17 protein-coding genes are annotated in these 22249 nt (G+C 42.9%); 8 read left to right on the forward strand and 9 right to left on the reverse strand.

What is annotated here, in order from left to right; all coding sequences use genetic code 11:
* Positions 1-16 precede the first annotated feature (16 nt).
* The 6 genes from icd to ACUNWA_RS08940 form a co-directional block, all read right to left on the reverse strand.
* A complete protein-coding gene (gene icd / locus ACUNWA_RS08915; protein ID WP_445591548.1) occupies positions 17-1285 on the reverse strand; it encodes an NADP-dependent isocitrate dehydrogenase in 1269 nt (422 codons plus the stop codon).
* Complete coding sequence (locus ACUNWA_RS08920) at positions 1269-2519, reverse strand: isocitrate dehydrogenase (NADP(+)) (protein ID WP_445591549.1); 1251 nt, start codon at positions 2517-2519, stop codon at positions 1269-1271. Before ACUNWA_RS08920 ends, icd begins: the two co-directional genes overlap by 17 nt.
* 19 nt (positions 2520-2538) lie before the next feature.
* Complete coding sequence (locus tag ACUNWA_RS08925; protein WP_445591550.1) at positions 2539-4800, reverse strand: aconitate hydratase; 2262 nt, start codon at positions 4798-4800, stop codon at positions 2539-2541.
* Between the two features lie 335 nt (positions 4801-5135).
* Positions 5136-5894 carry a phosphosulfolactate synthase gene (locus tag ACUNWA_RS08930; protein ID WP_445591551.1) on the reverse strand — a complete coding sequence of 253 codons (759 nt, stop codon included), beginning with the start codon at positions 5892-5894 and terminating at the stop codon, positions 5136-5138.
* Positions 5895-5896: 2 nt separating this feature from the next.
* Positions 5897-7315 carry a tetratricopeptide repeat protein gene (locus ACUNWA_RS08935; RefSeq protein WP_445591552.1) on the reverse strand — a complete coding sequence of 473 codons (1419 nt, stop codon included), beginning with the start codon at positions 7313-7315 and terminating at the stop codon, positions 5897-5899.
* A 50-nt stretch (positions 7316-7365) separates the two neighbouring features.
* A complete protein-coding gene (locus ACUNWA_RS08940) occupies positions 7366-8898 on the reverse strand; it encodes a DUF4301 family protein (protein ID WP_445591553.1) in 1533 nt (510 codons plus the stop codon).
* Between the two features lie 240 nt (positions 8899-9138).
* On the opposite strand from ACUNWA_RS08940, the gene ACUNWA_RS08945 reads away from it, so the two are divergent.
* On the forward strand, positions 9139-10083 hold the full coding sequence (locus tag ACUNWA_RS08945) for a TIGR01212 family radical SAM protein (RefSeq protein WP_445591554.1): 945 nt from the start codon (positions 9139-9141) through the stop codon (positions 10081-10083).
* A gap of 139 nt (positions 10084-10222) precedes the next feature.
* Here ACUNWA_RS08945 and ACUNWA_RS08950 read toward each other — a convergent pair whose 3' ends face one another.
* Complete coding sequence (locus tag ACUNWA_RS08950) at positions 10223-10972, reverse strand: DUF4197 domain-containing protein (RefSeq protein ID WP_445591555.1); 750 nt, start codon at positions 10970-10972, stop codon at positions 10223-10225.
* Positions 10973-11091: 119 nt separating this feature from the next.
* Positions 11092-12933 carry a YgiQ family radical SAM protein gene (locus tag ACUNWA_RS08955; protein WP_445591556.1) on the reverse strand — a complete coding sequence of 614 codons (1842 nt, stop codon included), beginning with the start codon at positions 12931-12933 and terminating at the stop codon, positions 11092-11094.
* A 167-nt stretch (positions 12934-13100) separates the two neighbouring features.
* Between ACUNWA_RS08955 and ACUNWA_RS08960 the strand changes: the two genes are divergently transcribed.
* The 4 genes from ACUNWA_RS08960 to ACUNWA_RS08975 all read left to right on the forward strand — a co-directional run bounded on the left by ACUNWA_RS08960 (position 13101) and on the right by ACUNWA_RS08975 (position 18840).
* Positions 13101-14891, forward strand: coding sequence for a GNAT family N-acyltransferase (locus tag ACUNWA_RS08960; protein ID WP_445591557.1), 1791 nt, complete (start codon positions 13101-13103; stop codon positions 14889-14891).
* An 81-nt stretch (positions 14892-14972) separates the two neighbouring features.
* Positions 14973-15842 (forward strand): hypothetical protein, encoded by an 870-nt coding sequence (locus ACUNWA_RS08965; protein ID WP_445591558.1) that lies wholly within the window; start codon positions 14973-14975, stop codon positions 15840-15842.
* A gap of 3 nt (positions 15843-15845) precedes the next feature.
* Positions 15846-17183, forward strand: coding sequence for an NAD(P)-binding domain-containing protein (locus ACUNWA_RS08970; RefSeq protein ID WP_445591559.1), 1338 nt, complete (start codon positions 15846-15848; stop codon positions 17181-17183).
* Between the two features lie 166 nt (positions 17184-17349).
* Positions 17350-18840, forward strand: a complete 1491-nt coding sequence (locus ACUNWA_RS08975; protein WP_445591560.1) for a hypothetical protein — start codon at positions 17350-17352, stop codon at positions 18838-18840.
* Positions 18841-19005: 165 nt separating this feature from the next.
* On the opposite strand, the gene ACUNWA_RS08980 is transcribed toward ACUNWA_RS08975, so the two are convergent.
* Positions 19006-19257: a hypothetical protein gene (locus ACUNWA_RS08980; RefSeq protein WP_445591561.1), complete on the reverse strand. Its 252-nt coding sequence runs from the start codon at positions 19255-19257 to the stop codon at positions 19006-19008.
* Between the two features lie 38 nt (positions 19258-19295).
* On the opposite strand from ACUNWA_RS08980, the gene ACUNWA_RS08985 reads away from it, so the two are divergent.
* The 3 genes from ACUNWA_RS08985 (at position 19296) to ACUNWA_RS08995 (ending at position 22247) form a co-directional block, all read left to right on the forward strand.
* Entirely contained in the window at positions 19296-19835 is a 540-nt protein-coding gene (locus ACUNWA_RS08985) for a hypothetical protein (RefSeq protein WP_445591562.1), read from the forward strand.
* A gap of 9 nt (positions 19836-19844) precedes the next feature.
* Positions 19845-21437 carry a hypothetical protein gene (locus tag ACUNWA_RS08990; RefSeq protein WP_445591563.1) on the forward strand — a complete coding sequence of 531 codons (1593 nt, stop codon included), beginning with the start codon at positions 19845-19847 and terminating at the stop codon, positions 21435-21437.
* Between the two features lie 102 nt (positions 21438-21539).
* Entirely contained in the window at positions 21540-22247 is a 708-nt protein-coding gene (locus ACUNWA_RS08995; RefSeq protein WP_445591564.1) for a GW dipeptide domain-containing protein, read from the forward strand.
* Positions 22248-22249 lie beyond the last annotated feature (2 nt).

Below are 22249 nucleotides of genomic sequence, written 5' to 3' on the forward strand. Positions count from 1 at the left end.
TGATTTCTTTCTTAAGTTAGTGAATATTTTGGATTATTTCATCAGTAAACTCTGTGGTAGACAACAAAGTTGAACTTTCCATCATCGCATGCAGGTCAGAGGTAACTCGGCGTTTGGCAAAGGTATGTTCCATGGCATCGAACACATGCTCGGCCGCTTCGTCCCATCCCAGGTATTCAAGCATCATCACTCCGGAAAGGATCATGGAGCTTGGATTGGCTTTACCAGTCCCGGCGATGGTTGGAGCGGTTCCGTGTGTGGCTTCAAAAATGGCAAAGCCACTTTGGTAGTTGATGTTTGCGCCTGGCGAGATACCTATTCCACCGACCATGGCAGCTAGTTGATCAGAGATGTAATCACCATTTAAATTCATCGTGGCTATAACCGAATGGTCATAGGGGTGTAACAGGCTATCCTGCAAAAAGGCATCGGTAATGACATCTTTGATAATGACTTTACCTGACTTTTGGGCTTCTTCAAGGGCTTTGTCTGCATCAAGTTGTCCTTTATCTGCTTCAATTTGCTGATACTGACGCCAGGTAAACACGTGTTTGCCAAACTCAGACTCGGCTAATTCATACCCCCAGTTTTTGAACGCGCCTTCGGTGAATTTCATAATGTTCCCTTTGTGAACCAAGGTTACTGAAGGAAGATGACGTTTGATAGCATATTGGATGGCTGCCCGGATGAGCCGCTCTGAGCCTTCTTTGGAAATTGGTTTAACACCAAAAGAAGTGCTTTCCGGGAAGCGAATTTGAGAGCTTATTCCCATTTCATTGATCAGGAAATCCTGAAACTTCTTCGTTTTTTCTTCACCTGTTTGAAATTCAATACCGGCATAAATGTCTTCGGTATTTTCGCGAAAAATATGCATGTCAACCATGGAGGGGTAACGAACAGGCGAGGGTACCCCCTTGAACCAGCGTATCGGACGCAGACAAACATACAAGTCGAGAGTTTGCCGCAGGGCTACATTCAGCGATCGAATGCCGCCTCCAACCGGAGTTTCAAGCGGTCCTTTTATGCCTACGAGATATTCTTTGAAGGCATCCAGTGTTTCATCCGGCAGATATGCGCCCGTTGCTTTAAAGGCTTTCTGTCCAGCCAGAACTTCTTTCCAAATCAGTTTTCTGGTTGAACCATAAGCTTTTTCAACAGCAGCATCTAGTACTTTTTGGGTCGGTCTTGTTATGTCCTTGCCAATTCCATCCCCTTGTATGTAAGGAATAATGGGTTGATCAGGGATTATTAACCGACCTTTTTCAAGTTTAATCTTTTCTCCCATAGGTAATTGCTGTTACTTTGCTTTTTAGATTCTGGTCAATGGCATTTAAAAATTCTTCGGTGGTCAGGTAGTGCTCCTGCTTAAGGTCTTTCTCGTGAATAATCAGCGCTAAATCCTTAGTCATTTTGCCACTCTCAACGGTTTCGATGCACACTTGCTCAAGTGCAGTGGCAAAGTCTATCAAGGCCTGGTTCTCATCTAATTTTCCGCGGAAGGCTAATCCTCTGGTCCAGGCAAAAATAGAAGCGATGGGATTGGTTGATGTTGGATTGCCTTGCTGATGCTGGCGATAATGACGAGTAACGGTTCCATGGGCTGCTTCTGCTTCCATGGTTTTGCCATCGGGTGTAACGAGTGTTGAAGTCATTAATCCAAGTGAGCCGAAGCCTTGTGCTACCGTGTCCGATTGCACATCGCCATCGTAATTCTTGCAGGCCCATACAAAGCCACCTTCCCATTTCATGGCGGCAGCCACCATGTCATCAATTAGGCGATGCTCATAGGTAATTCCGGCAGCTTCAAATTTTTCTTTGAATTCCTTGTTGAACACTTCTTCAAACAAATCTTTAAAGCGACCATCGTATTTTTTCAGAATGGTGTTTTTGGTTGACAGGTATAATGGCCATTTTTTACTTAGCGCCTGATTCATGCAAGCCCGGGCAAAACCAATAATCGATTCGTCTGTGTTGTACATGGCCATGGCTACACCATTGTCTTGAAAATCATAGACATCATAAGATTGCACTTCCCCGCCATCCTCAGGTGTGAAAGTAATGGTGAGTTTGCCTTTTCCTTTGGTTAGGAAGTCGGTTGCCCGGTATTGGTCACCAAAGGCATGACGACCGATACAAATCGGTTTTTTCCAGCCCGGCACCAAACGCGGGATATTATTAATGATGATGGGTTCGCGGAAAACTGTTCCTCCCAGAATATTCCGGATCGTACCATTGGGCGAACGCCACATGTTTTTCAATTTGAATTCAGTTACTCTCAATTCATCGGGCGTAATGGTGGCGCATTTAATTCCCACGCCATATTTTTGGATGGCGTGAGCCGCGTCAACGGTAATTTGATCGTCCGTTTCATCACGTTTTTCCATCCCCAGATCGTAGTACTTAATGTCCAGATCCAGATAAGGGAAAATGAGCTTTTCTTTAATGAATGACCAAATAACCCGGGTCATTTCATCTCCGTCCAGTTCAACAACTGGATTTACAACTTTAATTTTATCCATTGCGGGTGTCTAATTTTGATTAGTTATTTTGTTGTTTGATTAAATTTAACGCTGAACCAGCTTTGTACCATTCAATTTGTTGGGCATTATAGGTATGATTCAATTCGATGATTTCTTTGCTTCCATCTGCATGTACGAGCTCTAGTTGTAAGGATTTCTCTGGAGCAAAATCAGCCAAATCGATGAAATTGAAGGTGTCATCTTCCTGAATTTTGTCGTAATCGGCTTCATTGGCAAACGTTAAGCCCAGCATGCCTTGTTTCTTTAGATTGGTCTCGTGAATTCGGGCAAATGATTTTACAATGACGGCTTTTACACCCAGATGACGGGGTTCCATGGCGGCATGTTCGCGTGATGAACCTTCACCGTAATTGTGGTCACCAATAACCACGGTTGGAATATTGGCTGCTTTGTACGCACGTTGTACTTTGGGAACCTCATCGTAGCCTCCATTCAGCTGATTTTTCACCTTATTGCTTTCGCCATTAAAGGCATTGACTGCGCCAATTAGCATATTGTTTGAGATGTTGTTTAGGTGACCACGGAAACGCAGCCAGGGGCCAGCCATCGAGATGTGGTCGGTGGTACATTTGCCTTGTGCTTTGATCAGCAGTTTCGCTCCATTCAGGTTTTGGCCATTCCACGGTTCAAAAGCATTCAGCAATTGCAAACGCTCAGAATCGGGGGACACAATGACATCAACGGAAGAACCGTCCTGGGCAGGTGCCTGATACCCGGCATCTTCTACTGCAAAGCCTTTGTTTGGTAATTCTTCTCCTGTTGGTGGATCCAGTTGCACTTCTTTTCCTTCCTGGTTGACCAGTTTGTCGGTTAACGGGTTGAAGGTTAAATCTCCGGCAATTGCTAAGGCAGTAACTAACTCGGGCGAAGCGACAAAGGCATGGGTGTTCGGATTACCATCAGCACGTTTGGAGAAGTTACGGTTGAATGAGTGCACAATCGTGTTCTTTTCTCCTTTTTCTGCTCCAGGTCGGTTCCATTGTCCAATGCATGGGCCACAGGCATTGGCAAAAACACTCGCTCCAATTTTATTGAAGATGTCTATGAATCCATCGCGCTCAATGGTGAAGCGTACTTGCTCAGAACCTGGGGTAATGGTAAACTCTGATTTGGTCTTTAATTTTTTATCGACAGCTTGCTGAGCAAGCGAAGCCGCACGTGAAATGTCTTCATATGACGAGTTGGTACATGAACCAATCAGGCCCACTTCAATTTTTGTTGGCCATCCGTTTTCTTTGGCCACCTTGGCTACTTGCGAAATTGGTGTTGCCAGATCGGGTGTAAAGGGACCATTTAAGTGTGGTTCCAATTCATCTAGATTAATCTCTATTAGTTGGTCAAAATACTTTTCTGGATGGGCGTAAACGTCTGCGTCAGCAGTTAAGTGCTCTTTGATCCCATTGGCCTGGTCGGCAACTTCAGCGCGGCCTGTAGCCCGCAGGTAGCGTTCCATACTTTGGTCGTAACCAAAGGTTGATGTGGTGGCACCAACTTCGGCTCCCATGTTACAGATCGTTCCTTTTCCGGTTGCTGAAAGCGATTCGGCACCTTCTCCGAAATATTCAATAATAGCACCGGTGCCTCCTTTTACTGTGAGTATTCCGGCTACTTTTAAAATAATGTCTTTGGGGGCAGTCCACCCATTGAGTTTTCCGGTGAGTTTAACACCGATCAATTTCGGAAATTTAAGTTCCCAAGGCATGCCAGCCATCACGTCAACCGCATCGGCACCGCCTACGCCTATGGCAACCATGCCAAGTCCTCCCGCATTGACGGTGTGGGAGTCGGTTCCTATCATCATTCCTCCTGGGAAAGCATAGTTTTCAAGCACTACCTGGTGAATAATACCGGCTCCGGGTTTCCAAAAGCCAATGCCATATTTGTTGGAAACGGACTCCAGAAAGTTAAACACTTCCTTATTGCTTTCGAGGGCAAACTTGAGATCTGTTCGTCCTCCAACGCTGGCTTGAATTAAGTGATCGCAATGCACTGTTGATGGTACCGCAGTTCGGCTTTTTCCCGAATTCATAAATTGAAGCAAGGCCATTTGCGCAGTCGCATCCTGCATGGCTACCCGGTCGGGGGCGAAATCAACGTAATCAACACCCCGCTTGAAATCCGCCACTTCTTCGGGATTGAAAAGGTGAGTGTAGAGAATCTTTTCAGAGAGCGTGAGTGGTTTTTTTAAAATCTCTCTGGCCTTGTATATACGAGGGCCAAAATTCTCGTAGGTTTTCTTTATTAAATCTAAATCAAACATATTGTGGTTTTTTAATCTATTGTAATTTCCTGTTCAATATTTACATCTTCCTTAACAAAAACAGAGGCTAAAGGTTTCCTGTGATGAGCTTAAGATATCAATTTTTTGGTGATAAAATATGTAACTATTTAGATGTTTTAAAGCTCTTTTTGTTTATTTAGAATAAATAAAAAGAAGCATCAGGGAGGGGATGGCTTACTGAAAGTATGTTCTTTTTTAGAATGAGGAAGGAAGTGAAGAATGCTGGCTGGGGAGTAAGTGCGTGATTGTGAGACTAAAAAAAACCACCAAGGATTTCCTTAGTGGTTTATAATTGATTGAATCTGAAATTTTATTTACGGAATAAAACTCTGCAGCGTGTCACCGCGAAGTCCTCTGCGGAGTGTTTCAAGTGGAATCACCTCCGATTGAGAAATATTACCTAAATTAACATTGGGCCCAAGCAGTTTGATAAACCAAACTTGCTGGCTTTTTAGCGGAGCTTCCCATAAAATATGTTCGGGGGCTATTTCTTTTTTGATGTCCATGATGAGCTGGCTGTTGGCCGATCCATCTTCCTTGTAAATGCCCATGTTGCCACTTTCACGCGCCTCGGCGATTACTTTCCAGGCACCGGCTTCTAACTCTGATTTCATCCAGGAAACCCATTCCGCATTGCTAATTTCTTTCCCTTTGAGTTTGGTTCCCACTTCTGAGAAAATCTGGAATTCTTTGGACAACAGGTTGATGTATTCGCACTTCTTGTCATGTTCGATTGGAAGCACACCGTCAGAAACCTCGGCCGTTTCAACGCCGCTATCGGCAATAAACTTGCGATAGTCATCAAACATATTGCGGGCAATAAATGCCTCAAAGAGTGTTCCTCCAAAGTAGGGTTTAATTCCTGCCTGTTGATACAGTTTGATTTTCTCTTTTACACCTGGGGTCAATAGCCCGGTTCCAAATCCTAGCTTAACAAAGTCTGTGTATTCCGATGCTACTTCGCATAAGTCTTCAGCCTCGCGGAGGCTTAGGCCTTTGTCCATAACCATTGTCAGACCTGATGATCTTGGTTTCTCAGGGCGTTCAGGAATAAAGGGTAAGTTGAAATTCATCTTTAAAAATTGGTTGATTGGTATTCTTTTATGAGTTGTTTGATCGATTCGTTTTGTTGAGCTTGTGGGTAGTAATCGAATAAATCACGGTAACTGTTGAAATCGGCTTTTAAGGCAATTTCAAAATAATCGGTTGCCGAGCGTTCTTCATTGTTTTCAAGTAGAAAAGCTGTTAGCCGGTAGTTGATATTTGAATCGTCCACAATGATTTGATTGGCTTTCTTCAAAATATCAATGGCCTGTTGCAGCAAGCCTCGATCGTATTGCATTTCGGCATAAGAAATCCAGCATTCACGGTTGTCCGGATCCAGTGAAGTTGCCATGTCAAAGGCTGATTCTGCCTGGTCGAATAAATCAAGTTCGTGATTTATTTTTCCATACATGAGCCAATAATCGGGGTTGGTATCGTCCAGCTTGAGGGCTTTCTTGATGAGGGACTGACTTTCGGTCAGATTATTTTCAATCCACATGATCAAGCTTGAGCCGTACCAGGCGTTGGCGTTATTTTTATTGAGGCGTATGGCCTTTCTATAATTTACCAGCGCTTCGTTGTAACGGTCAAGATTCAGATAACACTCACCCAGGTAGCAGTACGCATCGTCATTATCTTTGTCTGTTTTTAAATATTCCAGATAGCATTCAACGGCTTCTTCGTGTTGCCCGTTATTCGACAAGGCATTGGCTTTATTGAAAAGAGCTTGTTCGAACTCATCGTTCAAGGTAATCGAAAAGTCGTAGGCTTCAATCGCCTTGTCATGTTGCCCGATACGGTTGAAGGTAATTCCGAGGTTGTACCAAACCGATGGATTAAAGGGGTCAATATCGAGGTAGCGGTTGTAATAAAGGATGCTTTTGTCATCCTGATTGTCTTTATCACAATAGTAAGCCAGTTCGTAAAGAACCTGTTCATTCTTCGGGTTGAAGGTATGTGCACGTTCTAAAAAGGTAATTGCTTTTTGAATTTCACCCGCTTGTCCTAAGGTGATACCAATATTGTAGAGCAATTCATCTTCTTCCTCGTAATTGTGGGAAATAGCATGCTCGTATGCCGTAATGGCTTCATCAACAAAGCCCTGCATGATTAATGCTGAGCCTTTAATCAGGTAGATATCCGAGTTGCTTTCCTCAATCAATTCGGCCACACGGATGATGGACAGTGACTCTTCCACTTTGCCATCCACTAAAAGTAGTTGCGCTTTTTTTATTTGAAGCGTAATGGAGGAGGGGTGAATTTTCAGGCCATTTTCAATGGCTTGATTTGCCATGGTCATTTGGCCTTCGTCCAGAAAATAATCCACAATACCTTCTACTTCAAAAACATCAAAATAGTCAACTTGGTTGGCTTTCATCATCCTTTCGAAGCGTTTAACGGCTTCCCCTATTTCCTCATTGTCGTAAAAGTCCCTTGAATCTTCTTCCATAGAATCCCAAAAATTGCAGCTGCAAATTTAATAATACTTTTTAGAATTACTTAGTCCGGCTGGTGCTCTTTTCGTAATAAGTCGTTGACCGTCTTTACCGGATTGAAAGTCAGGATTGGAACTTCCACAAAAAGCGTGTTCCAATCAGCCATTGCTCCATTCCAAAGACCAGGAAGCTCCTGGGCCTTGAGTTCTTTTCCATCTTTAGACTTATAGGATATGAATCCGGTTTTCGGATCCCTTAATAATAACAAATCAAAGGGTTCTCCCAAATAGTTTTTCGTTCCACAAATCAGATCTACGGGGTTAAAGTGGGTGGTTTGGTTTACAATGTTGGCTTGACTTTCATTCTTCTCGTCGATTTGTGAACTTTCAACTACCTGAAGCGAAATAGAGCCATCGGCGTTTCTTGCCCAGAACGGACCACCTCCGGGTTCTCCTTCATTTTTCACCATTCCACATACGCGGATAGGTCGATTAAATTTTGACTTAAGGTAATGGTATAATTCTTCTTTTTCAGAATAGTATTGGTTGGTTGGTGGCTTTACATTCAAAACATTTTCGAGAAAGGCCGACGCTTCGGAGTAAAACTTACTGTCAAGCGCGGTATAGTGCCTCTCGTCGAGCACTCGCTGATAGCTGAAAATTCGTTTCTGGTAATTTAGCAGCAACCCGGCAAGTGCTTTTTTGTATTTGATAGTTTCCGCTTTGAGATAGTCCGGAACCACATTGTCGATGTTTTTGATGAAAATAAGGTCCGCATCCAGATCATTCAGGTTATCGATTAAAGCGCCGTGCCCTCCCGGACGAAAAAGCAGGCTGTTGTCGCCGTTTCTAAAGGGCTTGTTGTTCAGGTCTACCGCAATAGTGTCGGTAGCAGGCTTTTGCTGGCTGAACGAGATTTTATAGCTTACATCAAGCTTCTTCTCATATTTATCTTTGATGGCCTTCAAGTGAGTTTCAAAAGCTTGTTTGTGCTCAGGCGAAACGGTAAAATGCATTTGCACTTTGCCCTCGCGATCTTTGGCGTAAAGCGCACCTTCAGCACAGTGCTCCTCGAATGAGCTTCGGGAATCATCTTTATATTGATGAAATTGGAGCAATCCCTTGGGAAGGTTGCCGTAGTTTAATCCTTTTTCTGTCAGCACCAGGTTAAGTACGTCCAAGGCCGAAAGCTCTTCTAGGGGTTTGTCAGCCAGCTTTTTCAAATCAGCATAAAAAGCAAACTTTTCGAGCTTGTCAAAGAAGGTCTGAACCTCTTTCTCCTGCAGCACGTCTTCTTCTAGCTCGCCATTTTCAAGCTTGGCTTTGGCGTTATACAGACTTTTAAACATGCGGCTGGCAGCTCCTGACGCGGGAACAAACTTCAGTAGGGAGATACCTTTTTCTCGCTTCTGCTCGAAGAAGTTTATGAACTCCTGGGCATGCTCTTCCTTTAATTGAATGATTCCCTGTCCAACAGTTGCCGCTTGTATGATTTCGAGATAGGGAAAGCCTTGCTCGAAATTTTTTACTTGCTCTTTAACGGTTGTTAAATCACTTCCTCGTTCATCAATAAAAACCAAATCTTCGGCACTAAACATAGGTTGACGTTTTATGAATTACTCTAAAGTTAAAAAAATAGCTTGTAGAAATAGAACCAATAAGCGAGGTCAAGGTTTTAAAGTTTTCAACATTTGTTGATAAGGCCCGATTGGCTTTTCATTTTCAGAGCGATAGCTGCCGGTCGTTAAAACGGCTGATTTTGCGGCTGTTCATCTTTAAAAGGGATTTTGTCTTTTTTGATTCAGAATTGCCTTATTTTTGCGGGATAATAAAAGTTTATGACTGAACAGAATTTTCCTTGGGGACACGCCAAACGTTTTAATGATTTTCCGACTTATTTCAAGAATATGTTTGACGGGAGGGTACAAAAAGTGGCCGTAGATGCCGGATTTACCTGCCCGAACCGGGATGGAACCAAGGCGCGTAGTGGCTGCTCTTATTGTAATAATAAATCGTTTCAACCTGACTACTGTGGGCCGGAGAAAAGCATCGCCGAGCAGTTGCAGCAGGGTATAGGTTTTTATTCCCGCAAGTATCCGGCCATGCGGTACTTGGCCTATTTTCAGGCCTATTCAAATACTTATGCAGATTTAGTCGTACTCAAAGCCCGATATGAGGAAGCGTTGGCGCATCCTCAAATTATTGGATTGGTGCTGGGAACCCGCCCGGACTGTGTCGATGCTGAGGTTCTGGATTACCTTGCAGAACTTGCTCATGACTATTACGTGATGGTTGAATATGGTGTGGAGTCGGTTCAGGATGAAACGCTGGAGCGGATAAACCGCGGGCATCAATTTGCTCAAGCCAGGTGGGCGATTGAGCAGACGGCTAGTCGGGGGATTCATAGTTGCGCGCATCTGATTTTGGGTTTTCCGGGCGAAACGCGTGATGATTTGTTAAACCAGGCACGGGTGATTTCGCAATTGCCGGTTGAGAACCTGAAACTACATCAGCTACAAATTCATAAGGGCACCCAAATGGCTGTCGAGTTTGCGCGGCAGCCGGAGGATTTTGGCCTGTTCTCGGCTGAAGAATACGTAGAGTTTATTGTTGACTACCTGGAGTTATTGAACCCGAAGATTGTCGTTGAACGTTTTGTAAGCCAAACCTCCCAAAGCATGTTGATTGCCCCTAAATGGGGATTGAAAAATTTTGAGTTCGTAGCTAAGGTGGAGAAACGATTGGATGAACGTCAAACCTGGCAAGGACGATTATATGAATAGTTTTGGGAGGGAGTTGTCTGCTGATGGACAAATTCCGGATATACGTTTTTCAAGCGCTGGAATTCATCCACTAGCAGTTTATAATCATATTAAGTAGACCCTTGAGAGCTCTCCTCTGAGGATTAATTCCCTGGTCAATTTATTGGCGGGCAAATACCCGTTTCAGAAGGTCGGTTATCCGGGCCGCCGGATCCTGCCGGATGTTTTTCTCGGTTTCTCCAATTTTCAGAAACAAGCCATCTAAGGCACGCTGGGTGAGGTAGGTACTCAAATCAGTCTCCACTTTTTCCAGGTCAGCAAGCTGTCCAACGAAAGAGCCGGCTACTTGGTTCCATTTGCCCGTCATTTCGTCCCAGGATTGCTGAGCAGAATAATTGCCCAGAATCTTCTTGTTCAACGATCCTTTTATTTTGGGTTGATAAAGCGCAACCAGCGCATCGTAATTGGTACGTTTGAGATATTCGGTTGCTGCATAGTCGCCACCAGTCAGCAGTCCGGCTGCATCCTGAATGCTCATGGTTTTGATGCTGTTCACCAAAATGGGAGCGGCTTCTTTGGCGGCGTCCGAAGCCGCGGTGTTGATGCTGGTAATCACTTTGTCGACCAAATCCTGTCCTCCCGGGAGTTTACTTAAATTCTTGGTGATGATATCTGCTTCGGGGGGAAGCAAGACTTTTACCGCTTCGTCTTTTAAGTAGCCATTTAGGGCTGATAGTTCAGCAACTGAGCTGTCGGTTCCAACCACCAGTGCTTGTTTTAGACCGGCTGCAATCTCTGTAGTAGACAGTGGTTTCTGCTCGTCATAAATGGTTTTGGCCATTTGTTGCATCTCGGCACAACCCACCAAAGTCAGCATAAACAATCCGAGGAGTATCCTTTTTGTATTCATAATTCTTTTAAGAAGATTCATATTTAAAATCCCAAAACTTGAAGTTCCAAATGCCCGGTCTTTTGAATTTATTCTGAAGCCCGGCAGCGGAAATTCGAGGATAAAGGAATTAGGCTACGTTAATCCAATATCTTCTCCAGCAAATCTTTGCGGTTCAATTTAATCAATTCCTGTCGAATTTGCTGTTTATACTCCTTTTTATACCAGAAAAAGAATTTGCGTTGAGAGAGTTTTTCCTTTTTTGATTTGGCGGTAAAGACTTTTTCCATGGTGTAAGGATGGTAGCCGGTGTAATAGATTACCGTAGCCAATGTCATGGGCGTAGGCGTAAAATCCTGCACCTGCTCCAGCTTAAAGTCGAGTTGCTTGGTTTCCGCAGCCAGATTGGCCATGTCGGAGTTATGACAACCCGGGTGGCTCGAAATAAAGTAGGGAATCAATTGCTGATTCAGGCCTTCTTGTTTATTGATTTCGTTAAAGGTCTTATTCAGTTTATAAAACAGCTTGAACGAAGGCTTCCGCATGATTTTCAGCACGTCGTCGGAAGTATGTTCCGGAGCCACTTTCAATCGCCCTGAAACATGATGTTTCACCACTTCACGCAAGTAGCTCATGTTGGTTTTATTGACCTGCTTGTCTTTGGTCTCGTGCAGAATCATATCGTAACGAATACCGCTGCCTATAAAGGCTTTTTTAATCTTTGGATGCTGACGAACTTTGCGGTACAAGTCGAGCATGGGCTTGTGATTTATATCCAGATTTTTACAGACTTCAGGGAAGATACACGACGGACGCTTGCATTTGCGGCAAATTTCTTCATGAATACCCTTCATTTTGTACATGTTCGCCGACGGGCCACCCAAGTCCGAAATATATCCCTTAAAGTCGGGCATTTGGGTAACCTGGTCCAGTTCTTTCAGGATGGACTTTTCGGAGCGACTGGCTATGAATTTTCCTTGGTGTGCCGAAATGGTACAAAAGGTACATCCACCAAAACACCCGCGATGAATGTTTATGGAATGGCGAATCATTTCATAAGCAGGAATGGTGCCTTTGTTTTTGTATTTGGGGTGTGGCAACCGGGTATAGGGAAAATCATAAAAGCGGTCAATTTCTTTTTCAAGCAAAGGCGGCCATGGCGGGTTGACTACCACTTGCTGGTTGCCGATGTGTTGCGTTATTTTATTGGCCTCCGACTTGTTCGATTCTTCTTCGATGTGCATGAAGTTTTTAGCAAACTTCATCTTATCGTTTAAGCATTCCTCGTGCGAATACAAATCGATGTTGTTCCATTTCTTATTGGTCGCATAATTAGAGTCTTTATCAACCAAAAAAGCTGTTTGTGGCAGGTTCGTAATAGTTCGGGCATCAACGCCCCGCTGAATCAGTCGGCTAAAGTCAATGATTGATTTTTCGCCCATGCCATAGAAAAGTAAGTCAGCTTTTGCTTCTTCCAGGATAGAAGGTTTCAGTTTGTTTTGCCAGTAATCGTAATGAGTTACCCGGCGTAGTGAAGCCTCAATTCCTCCAAGCATAATGGGGGTGTCGGGGTATAATTCTTTCAGAATATTACAGTATACCGTTGCTGCATAGTCGGGTCGCTTGTCGTGCTGACCGCCGGGTGTGTAAGCATCGCTGGAGCGCTTTCGCTTGTTGGCCGTATAGTGGTTGACCATCGAGTCCATGTTTCCGGAAGTGACGGCAAAATAGAGGCGAGGGGCGCCAAGTTTCTTAAAATCACGCAAATCATCCTGCCAGTTGGGTTGTGGCACAATAGCCACGCGCAGGCCTTCGGCTTCCAGTACTCGCCCAATTACGGCTGCTCCAAACGAAGGGTGATCGACATAGGCATCGCCTGTAAATAAAATCACATCCACTTCGTCCCAGCCGCGTTCTTCAATTTCTTTTTTGGTTGTTGGCAACCAGTCGGTTGTTTTGTATCTGTCGTATAACTGATTCACGTGTTGTCCTTTCTTAATCTTGTAAAGTGCAAAGTTAACCTGCTTTTGCTGATTTAAAAGACTTTGTCCTCTTTTTTTAGCGAAGGATATGTTTAAAAACCCATTTGGTTTTGTAAAAGAAAGCGGCATCCTTCTTAAATTTAGGGAGTCTATAATTCGATAAAATCATGGAAATTGTCAAGTCTAAAGACATTCTTAAAGCCAGTCCGTACCTGGCGTATCTGGGAGGAGAGAACCTCGCGAAATTTATCATGTATGTTTTGCGGTTCAGCAAGCTTAACCGTATCTATGGTCAAATTGCCAATAAGCAAGGGATCGAATTCATCGATGAGTTGATTAAGATTCTGGAAATTAAGTATGAGTTTGACGAGTCGGAGTTACGTAAAATTCCTAAAGCAGGTTCTTTTATTGTGGTTGCCAATCATCCGTTTGGTGGCCTTGATGGTATTCTTTTAATCAAAATCCTCAGCCTTGTTCGGCCAGACGTTAAAGTGATGGCTGATTTTTTACTGAAAAAGATCGAGCCTATCAGCGATTTCTTTTTACCTGTCAATCCGTTTGAAAACCGACAAGCGGAACAAGCAGGCTTTGGAGGCATAAAAAATGCGATGAGACATTTGAAATCAGGCGGCGGACTTTGTATTTTTCCGGCAGGGGAAGTGTCGGGTTATCAGTCGAATAACAAAATAACCGATCGCCAGTGGCAGTATTCGGCCCTGAAATTTATCAAGCATTCCAATGTGCCGGTTGTCCCGGTTTATTTTGGTGGACACAACAGCCGTTTGTTTCATTTGATTGGCCGTGTCAATTCGAACTTGCAGCAAGTGAAACTTCCTTCTGAATTGCTTAATAAAAGACGCAGGCCGGTTAAGGTGCGCATTGGTTCGGCCATATCGGTCAATGAGCAGGCCCGCTTTCCTGAAGTATACCAGTTTGGACGCTACTTGAGAGCGAAGACCTACAGCTTGAAATCGCGCATTGAGGTCAAGCGCTTTTTCAATTATTCACTGAAAAGGCAAAAGCGCGTTGAAGAGATTGCTAAGGCTTCGTCAAAAGAACTGATATGCAATGAAATTAATAGTTTAAAAAGTGAAAAGCTCTTGTTTCAGGTGAAAAACTTCAAGGTTTTTTGCACGCCATCCAGCGAAATACCAACTGTTCTTTATGAAATTGGGCGTCTGCGCGAAATCACCTTCCGTGAGGTGGGCGAGGGCACCAACCGAAGCATCGATCTGGATGAGTTTGACTTGTATTACCAGCAGCTTTTTATTTGGGATGAAGTTGCCGAACAGCTGGTTGGAGCCTACCGAATTGGTAAAGGAGCCGATATTTTGCACAAGTTTGGCGTTCGCGGTTTTTACATTCAAAGTCTGTTTAAGTTGAAAGATACGTTCGAACCCGTGCTTGGCGAGTCGTTGGAGTTGGGCCGCTCGTTTGTGGTGAAGGAATACCAGCGGCAAACTTTACCCTTATTTTTGCTGTGGAAAGGCATCCTGTACTTTCTGCTGAAGAACCCGGAATACCGCTACCTGCTTGGGCCGGTAAGTATTAGTGCCAACTATTCGAAGAGCTCGAAAGAGTTAATTATCAAATTTATCATGTCGCATCATTTCGACTGGCAAAATGCCCGGTTTGTGGCTCCTCGAAAAGCCTTCAAGTTTAAAAGCCAGGATGCGGATATGAACGTGATTATGGAAAACATGGACGATATCAATAAGCTGGATCGGTTTATTGGCGATGTCGATCTTCAAAATCCGGGCTTACCGGTGTTGTTAAAGAAATATGTTCGTCTGAATGCGAAAATTATTGGATTTAACGTCGATCCGAAGTTTAATAACTGTTTGGATGGACTGATTTTACTGGATGTTTACGATGTTCCAAAGAATACAATTGAATCACTCTCAAAAGAAACAAATGATGGATCTATCTTGAATCGGTTTTATACGAGCAGGGAGTAAGGTAGAAGGTGATATTTTTCGATTTTGGTTGATGGTAAAGACAATAAAACCCATTTCCCCCGTTTTGTTAGGAAAAAATAAATGAAGCAATTTTTGTATAAAATATATCTTTCAACCTTGGTGCTAATTGTGGTTGGCGTTTTGCTTTTCCTGTTGATTGATGGATACAGCTACTATCAACTTAGCCTGGAGGAGCGCTTTTATCATGATCAACACCAGGCGTTGAAGCCAAGTGGGGTGTGGGGGCACGGGCTTGGAATTGTAGGTTCATTTTTGATTGTAACGGGAGTTTCCCTTTACATGGTTCGTAAAAGAGTTCGTCTTTTCTCCCGGTTGGGCATTTTAAAATACTGGCTCGAATTTCATATATTTTTATGTACGCTCGGGCCGATTTTGGTTTTATTTCACACCGCGTTTAAGTTTGGAGGGATTGTCGCTATTAGCTTTTGGAGCATGGTGGCCGTGGTTTTTAGTGGAATCATTGGGCGTTATATTTATCTTCAAATTCCACGCACGATTGAAGGTCGTGAATTGAGTCTGGTGGAACTGGATCAGAAAAAAGTCGTTTTGAATAATCAACTGAAAGCTAAACATCAGTTGGATGAGCAAGTGATAAATCAAATTTTAACCGCTGTAAAAGCACGTCCCACAAGAGAAGGTGGCAATATGTTTCAGCGCTTTTTTATTAAGTTTCAATTTGAAACTAAGGTGCAGCCGCAAATCAAGACTCAGCTGAAACAACAACAACTTAGTCGGGAGGAATTTCGTAAAATCTGGGGCTTGGTGCGTGCTGAAATTCTCTTAAATCGAAAGATTGACAGGCTAATAAATATGCAAAATCTATTTCGGTACTGGCACGTTGCCCATTTGCCATTTGCCTTGATCATGCTTGTTATTATGGTAATACACGTTGCTGTTACGCTGACTTTTGGGTATAAATGGATATTTTGAAAGATGGAAGTTTTAATTGAGAAGATCGTCATTTATGCAGTTGTTGTAGGCCTGCTGTTGACTGTTTTGTGGATTTACATGCGAAAACAGAAACGTGAGTCAAAACGTGTAGAAGAAAAAATTCAGATTGCGAAAGCGGAAGGATTGTATGAACCGGTTTCATTGCACCCTGTGGTTGATCCCAACTCGTGCATTAAGAGCGGCGCCTGCATCACCTCGTGCCCGGAGAAAGATATTCTTGGGATCAGGAATGGGCGGGCGACGACTATTAACGCCAGTAGTTGCATCGGACATGGGGCTTGTTTTTATGCTTGTCCTACACAAGCAATTACCTTGGTTATCGGGACTGAAAAGCGTGGCGTTGATCTGCCTCATGTTGATCAAAACTTTGAAACAAATGTGCCAGGTATCTATATTGCGGGTGAAATCGGAGGCATGGGTTTAATCCGAAACGCTGTCGAACAGGGAAAACAAGCTGTTGAAAACCTGGCGAGGAAGATCGATAAAACGATTGTAGCAGATTACGATTTGGTCGTCATTGGAGCTGGTCCGGCTGGAATTTCGGCCACCTTGGCTGCAAAAAAACGAAACCTTTCTGTGCTTGCGCTCGAGCAAGATTCTCTGGGAGGTACCGTATACACCTTTCCCCGTTCTAAAATTGTAATGACTTCTCCGATGGATCTTCCCCTTTATGGGAAGGTACGTTTGTTTGAGACCAGTAAAAAAGAATTGCTTGATCTGTGGAATGACGTCATTGCTAAGAATGGCATCACAATTCAGGAACGAATGAAGGTTGAAGCCATTCATCGCGTCAATGGCCATTTTGAAGTAGAAACAAAAACGGGTGAGCGATTTAGTTCGCGAAAAGTACTGGTAGCCATTGGACGACGCGGAACTCCCCGAAAGTTAAATATTCCCGGGGAAGAAAGCGCCCAGGTGGCCTATCGCTTGCTGGAGCCAGAGTTGATAAGCGGTAAAAAAATCCTGGTGGTTGGTGGTGGTGACTCAGCTGTTGAAGCAGCCCTGCTTTTATGCATGCAAAATGACGTGACACTTTCTTATCGGAAAGAGATTTTTAATCGAATTAAACCTAAAAATAAAATGCAAATAGAGCAGGCTATTGCCGAAAAAACGCTGATGGTCCGCTTTGAATCCAACTTACTGGAAGTAAAAGACGGTGGCGTACTACTCTCCGTACATGAAAAAACGGAACCGATTCTGCTGCCCAATGATCTGGTGTACATTTTTGCTGGAGGCGAATTACCGATTCAGTTTCTGACAAAAGCGGGAATTAATATTACCCGAAAATTTGGAGAGGCTATTTTGAAACATGATAAATAAGCCCAGAATTGCATGATAAACCAATTTAGTTCTGCTAAACATCGTTACCTTTTATAAAAAAAGAACAATTCTGAAACACGCTATTATCATAGGGATATCTTTTTTCTTTTCAGCGAACCTGTTTGCACAGCTTTCGCCAGGAGATCTGACTGAGGCCCATGAGCATTTGGAAGGATTAACTCGTTGTACCGAATGTCATGTTTTGGGTGAAAAAGTGACCAATGAAAAGTGTCTGGATTGCCATATCGAAATTCAAAATCTGATCCAGCTAAATCAAGGGTTTCATGCTTCAACAGAAATGGATGGCAAGGCATGTATTACTTGTCATAGTGAACATCATGGGAGGGATTTTGAGATGGCCCGGTTCAATCAGGAACAATTTAACCATGCACTGACAGGCTTTGAACTGGAAGGGAGGCACAGCCTGATTACGTGTAAAGACTGCCACAAGAAAGAATTTATTCATCAGGAAATATCACAAAAGAAAACAGGGAATACTTTTCTTGGCTTGGAAAGAAAATGCCTGACTTGTCATGAAGATTATCATCAGCAAACCTTATCCGACGAGTGCTCATCGTGTCACAACCTGAACAGCTTTAACCCAGCGACAAAATTTGATCACCAGCAAGCTGATTTCCAATTGGAAGGAAAACACCAGCAAGTTGACTGTAATAAATGTCACATGAAGGAAGAACGAAATGGAAAGGCTTTTCAGCAATTTACCAATGTGGAATTCAATAATTGTACTGCTTGTCACAAGGACGTGCATGAAAATAGATTTGGTCAGGATTGTCGCAAATGCCATACCGTAGAATCGTTTCTTCAGGTTAGTAGCTTGCCTGATTTTGATCATAATCAAACCAATTTTCCCTTAAAGGGAAAGCATCAAAAAGTAAATTGCAAAACCTGTCACGAACAATCGTATGCTAAGTCGATGGCACATAATCAATGCAATGATTGCCATCAGGATTATCATCAGGGGCAATTTATTCAGAATAATACACAACCCGATTGTTATTCATGTCACAGCGTAAACGGCTTTAAACCATCGGGCTACACCATCGAACGGCACAATCAATCGAATTTCAAATTGACAGGTGCGCATCTGGCTACACCCTGTTTTATGTGTCATCAGAAAACTGATCGGTGGGAATTTAAGGATTTTGGATCAAGATGCGTTGATTGTCACCAAGACATACATAAGGGACAAATTTCGAAGAAATTTATGCCAAAGCAGCAATGTGAGTTGTGTCATTCCGTTAATCAATGGGATGAGGTTCATTTCGATCATCATCAAACCAATTTTGAATTGAAAGGAAAACATGCGCAAACAGACTGCAGGAGTTGTCATTTCGAGAAAGGGGAAGTTCTGGTCCAACATTTTTCCGGACTGTCTGAACGCTGTGAATCGTGTCATTCAGATGTTCATCGCGGGCAATTTCAGAAAAATGGAGTAACTTCCTGCGAGCGTTGCCACAGCTTCGAGCATTGGGAAGCTGTCGGGTTTGATCACAGTCAGACCCGCTTTATCCTTGAAGGTGCCCATACAAAGGTTGACTGCCAGAAATGTCATCCTCCGGTGAGCGATCCTACAGGAACTTATATTCGGTATAAACTTTTTAATGAAATCAAATGCGCAAACTGTCATTCTTCTTAATATTGCTGGTGTTCAGTTTTTCTGGTAGGGCACAATCGCCGCATGGTGAGGATTTCGATATGGACTGTGCCACCTGTCATTCTCCGGAAAGTTGGGAGTTGTTAAGTGAAAAAATGACTTTTACTCATAGCCAAACTGGATTTGTATTAACGGGTCAGCATGAGCTCACCAATTGCAAGGCTTGCCATACAACCTTGGAGTTTTCAACTGCTCAAACGGAATGTTTTGCTTGCCATATGGATAGGCATAGCAATACGTTGGGAAAAGACTGTGCGCGTTGTCATACAACTGAAAGTTGGTTGGTGGCAAATGCACGTCAAATCCATGAGCTAAGCCGTTTCCCTCTACTAGGGTCTCATGCGACATCCGACTGTTATTCATGTCATGAGTCAGCCAGTAATCTGGAGTTTGAACCATTGGGGGTTGAATGTATGGACTGTCATTTGACCGATTATATGGCAACGACGGCCCCAAACCATCAAGTGTCAGGTTATTCTACCAGCTGCACCGAATGTCATAGCGCCAGGGCTATTGATTGGGGATCCGCCAATATTGAACACAACTTTTTTCCGCTTGAAGGTGGGCATGCCATTCGTTGTGTTGACTGTCATGTTTCCGGAACTTTTGAAAAGATATCAAACGACTGTTTTTCCTGCCATCAGCAGGATTACAATGCATCTCAGAATCCCAGACATCAGGAGCTGAGCTTTTCAACCAGTTGTGCTGATTGCCATTCATTGAATCCGGGCTGGGAGCCTGCTGAATTCAGAAACCACGATGCACAGTTTTTTCCAATCTTTTCAGGGAAACATCGTGGCGAATGGAATAATTGTATGGATTGTCATATAAATTCAGCCAGCTATTCCGAGTATAGCTGTATCGATTGTCATGAGCACAGCATGTCACGCATGGATGACAAACATAGCGATGTTAATAATTATGCCTATAGCAGTGTTTCATGTTTAGCATGTCATCCACAAGGTAATGAGGATTAATTGAAAAGAATGAAGAATTTAATATTAGTCATTTTATTTATTGTTGCTTGTATGGGGGCTCTCGGACAAGAACAAATATATCGAGGCAGAATTTCGTACCTCACAGCTCAAAATATTTATGTGCGGTTTGATGTGGCAAATAATCTGCAAGTTGGAGATACTTTGTTTGTTGACCGTGATGGAGATATGAAACCTTTAATTGCTATTGAATCGCGTTCTTCTCTTTCCTGTATAGGTGCTCCTTTAAGTGCAATGGAAGTCTCGTTGGGAGAAGAGGTTGTTGGAACATCAGCATCCACTCAAAAAAAAGAAAAATCAGAATCGGCTTTGCTTGAGAAAGCACAAAAGGAAGTATCAACCAAGGTTGATACTCAGCCAAAAACAACGCAACACGGCTTTACGCAAAAAATTAAAGGACGGATATCAGCTTCTTCTTATTCAAGTTTTTCTGATGAGACCGAAAACACCCATCGATTGCGTTATAATTTTTCGATGCAAGCTGATAATATTGCGAATAGCCGATTTTCAACCGATACTTATTTCACTTTTACACATCGTACAGGCGACTGGGCAAGTGTGCAGGAGAATATTTTTAACGCCTTGAAAATTTATAGTTTGGCACTAAAATATGAGATGGGAGAACAATCTTCTGTTTGGGTTGGTCGGCGAATTAATCGTAATATATCCAATATTGGGGCTATTGATGGCTTGCAATATGAAACCGGGTATCAAAATTTTCGACTTGGGGCTGTACTGGGTTTCCGGCCTGATTATTACGATTACAGCATGAATACCGATTTGCTCGAATATGGGGCGTACCTGGCGCATGAACTAAAAACGGAGACCGGCATTATGAATAATTCGGTGGCATTTTTTCAGCAGATGAATAAGGGAAATACCGACCGTCGATTTGCTTATTTTCAGCATAGTAATTCGCTGTTGAAAAATTTGGATTTCTTTGTCTCGAGCGAACTGGATTTGTATAAGCTGGAAAATGGTGTTTCGAAAAATACGTTGAGCCTGACTAGTCTATACTTATCAATTCGTTATCGGGTAATTCGTCAACTTTCCTTATATGCTTCATATGATGCCCGCAAAAATGTTATCTATTTTGAAACGTTTAAAAACCTGGCAGAACAATTATTGGAAGAAGCAACCCGACAGGGATTGCAATTTCGGATCAATTACCGGCCAACAAATTTATTGAGCATTGGGGGCAATGCCAGCTATCGGGTTCGCGATAATGATATTCGAGCAACCAAAACCCTGAATGGGGTTGTTTCATTTTCGCGAATTCCTGAACTGAATGCTTCTGCAACGATAACAGCTAGTTTTCTTCAAACAAGCTATCTGGACGGGATAACTGGAGGCGTTCGGTTTTATAAAGATTTATTTAATGGTAAGCTATACAGTAGCCTGGGCTATCGGTATGTCGATTATCAATTTATTAACGCTGGTTCGAATTTAAAACAACACACCGGTGAATTGGAATTGTCCTGGCGTTTGTCTAAAAAAATTACCATTTCGGCCAACTATGAAGGGACAGTTCAAAAGTCCGCGCTATACAACCAAGTTTATTTAAACCTAACAAAACGCTTTTAAAATTGGATAAATATCAATCGTGTATTTAACTTTTTTCTGAAGTGTTTGTTTACCTTTACTGGCCTGTTAATTTTTCACTTTTGAAATAAAATGTATCAGCTTATGAGATTATTTATTGTACTATTAATGAGTAGCCTGTTAATGGGCTCTTGTGTTCAGAAAAAGAAAGAATCTGTTCAACCGCTCGACACCAGCTTGCTCATGCACCAGGTGGAAGTTAAAGAAGTGATTCAAACCGATAGTTATACTTACTTAAAAGTTTCAGAAAATCGTGAGGAATTTTGGATTGCAGTGAGTCGTCAGGAAGCAAAAGTTGGCGAAAAATATTATTATGCTTCAGCGTTGGAAATGGAGGATTTTGAGAGCAAAGCCCTGGGACGGGTGTTTGACTCCATCTTTTTTGTGCAGAAAATCAGTAAGGAACCCATTCAGCGCGCTAATGCAATGGCCGGAAAACAAACCCCACAAGGGAAAGCCATTGAGTCTTTTAATTCCGATATTAAGCTTGAGCCTGTTAAGGGCGGGGTGACTATTGAGAAACTATATGCTTCAAAAGGAGAATATGAAGGCAAGCGAGTAAGCGTAAAAGGCAAGGTTGTAAAAGTGAATAAAAATATTATGTCGCGTAATTGGATTCATATTCAGGATGGTACCAAACATGGTGAGGATTATGATTTGACCATAACCTCCGGTCAGCTTCCTGAAGTTGGCGATGTAGTTACTATTGAAGGCGTGGTAACACTTAATAAAGACTTTGGTGCCGGCTACTTCTATGAGCTGATCATGGAAGAAGGGCAGTTGGTGGAATAAAC

It is taken from the genome of Sunxiuqinia sp. sy24 (genome assembly GCF_052677165.1).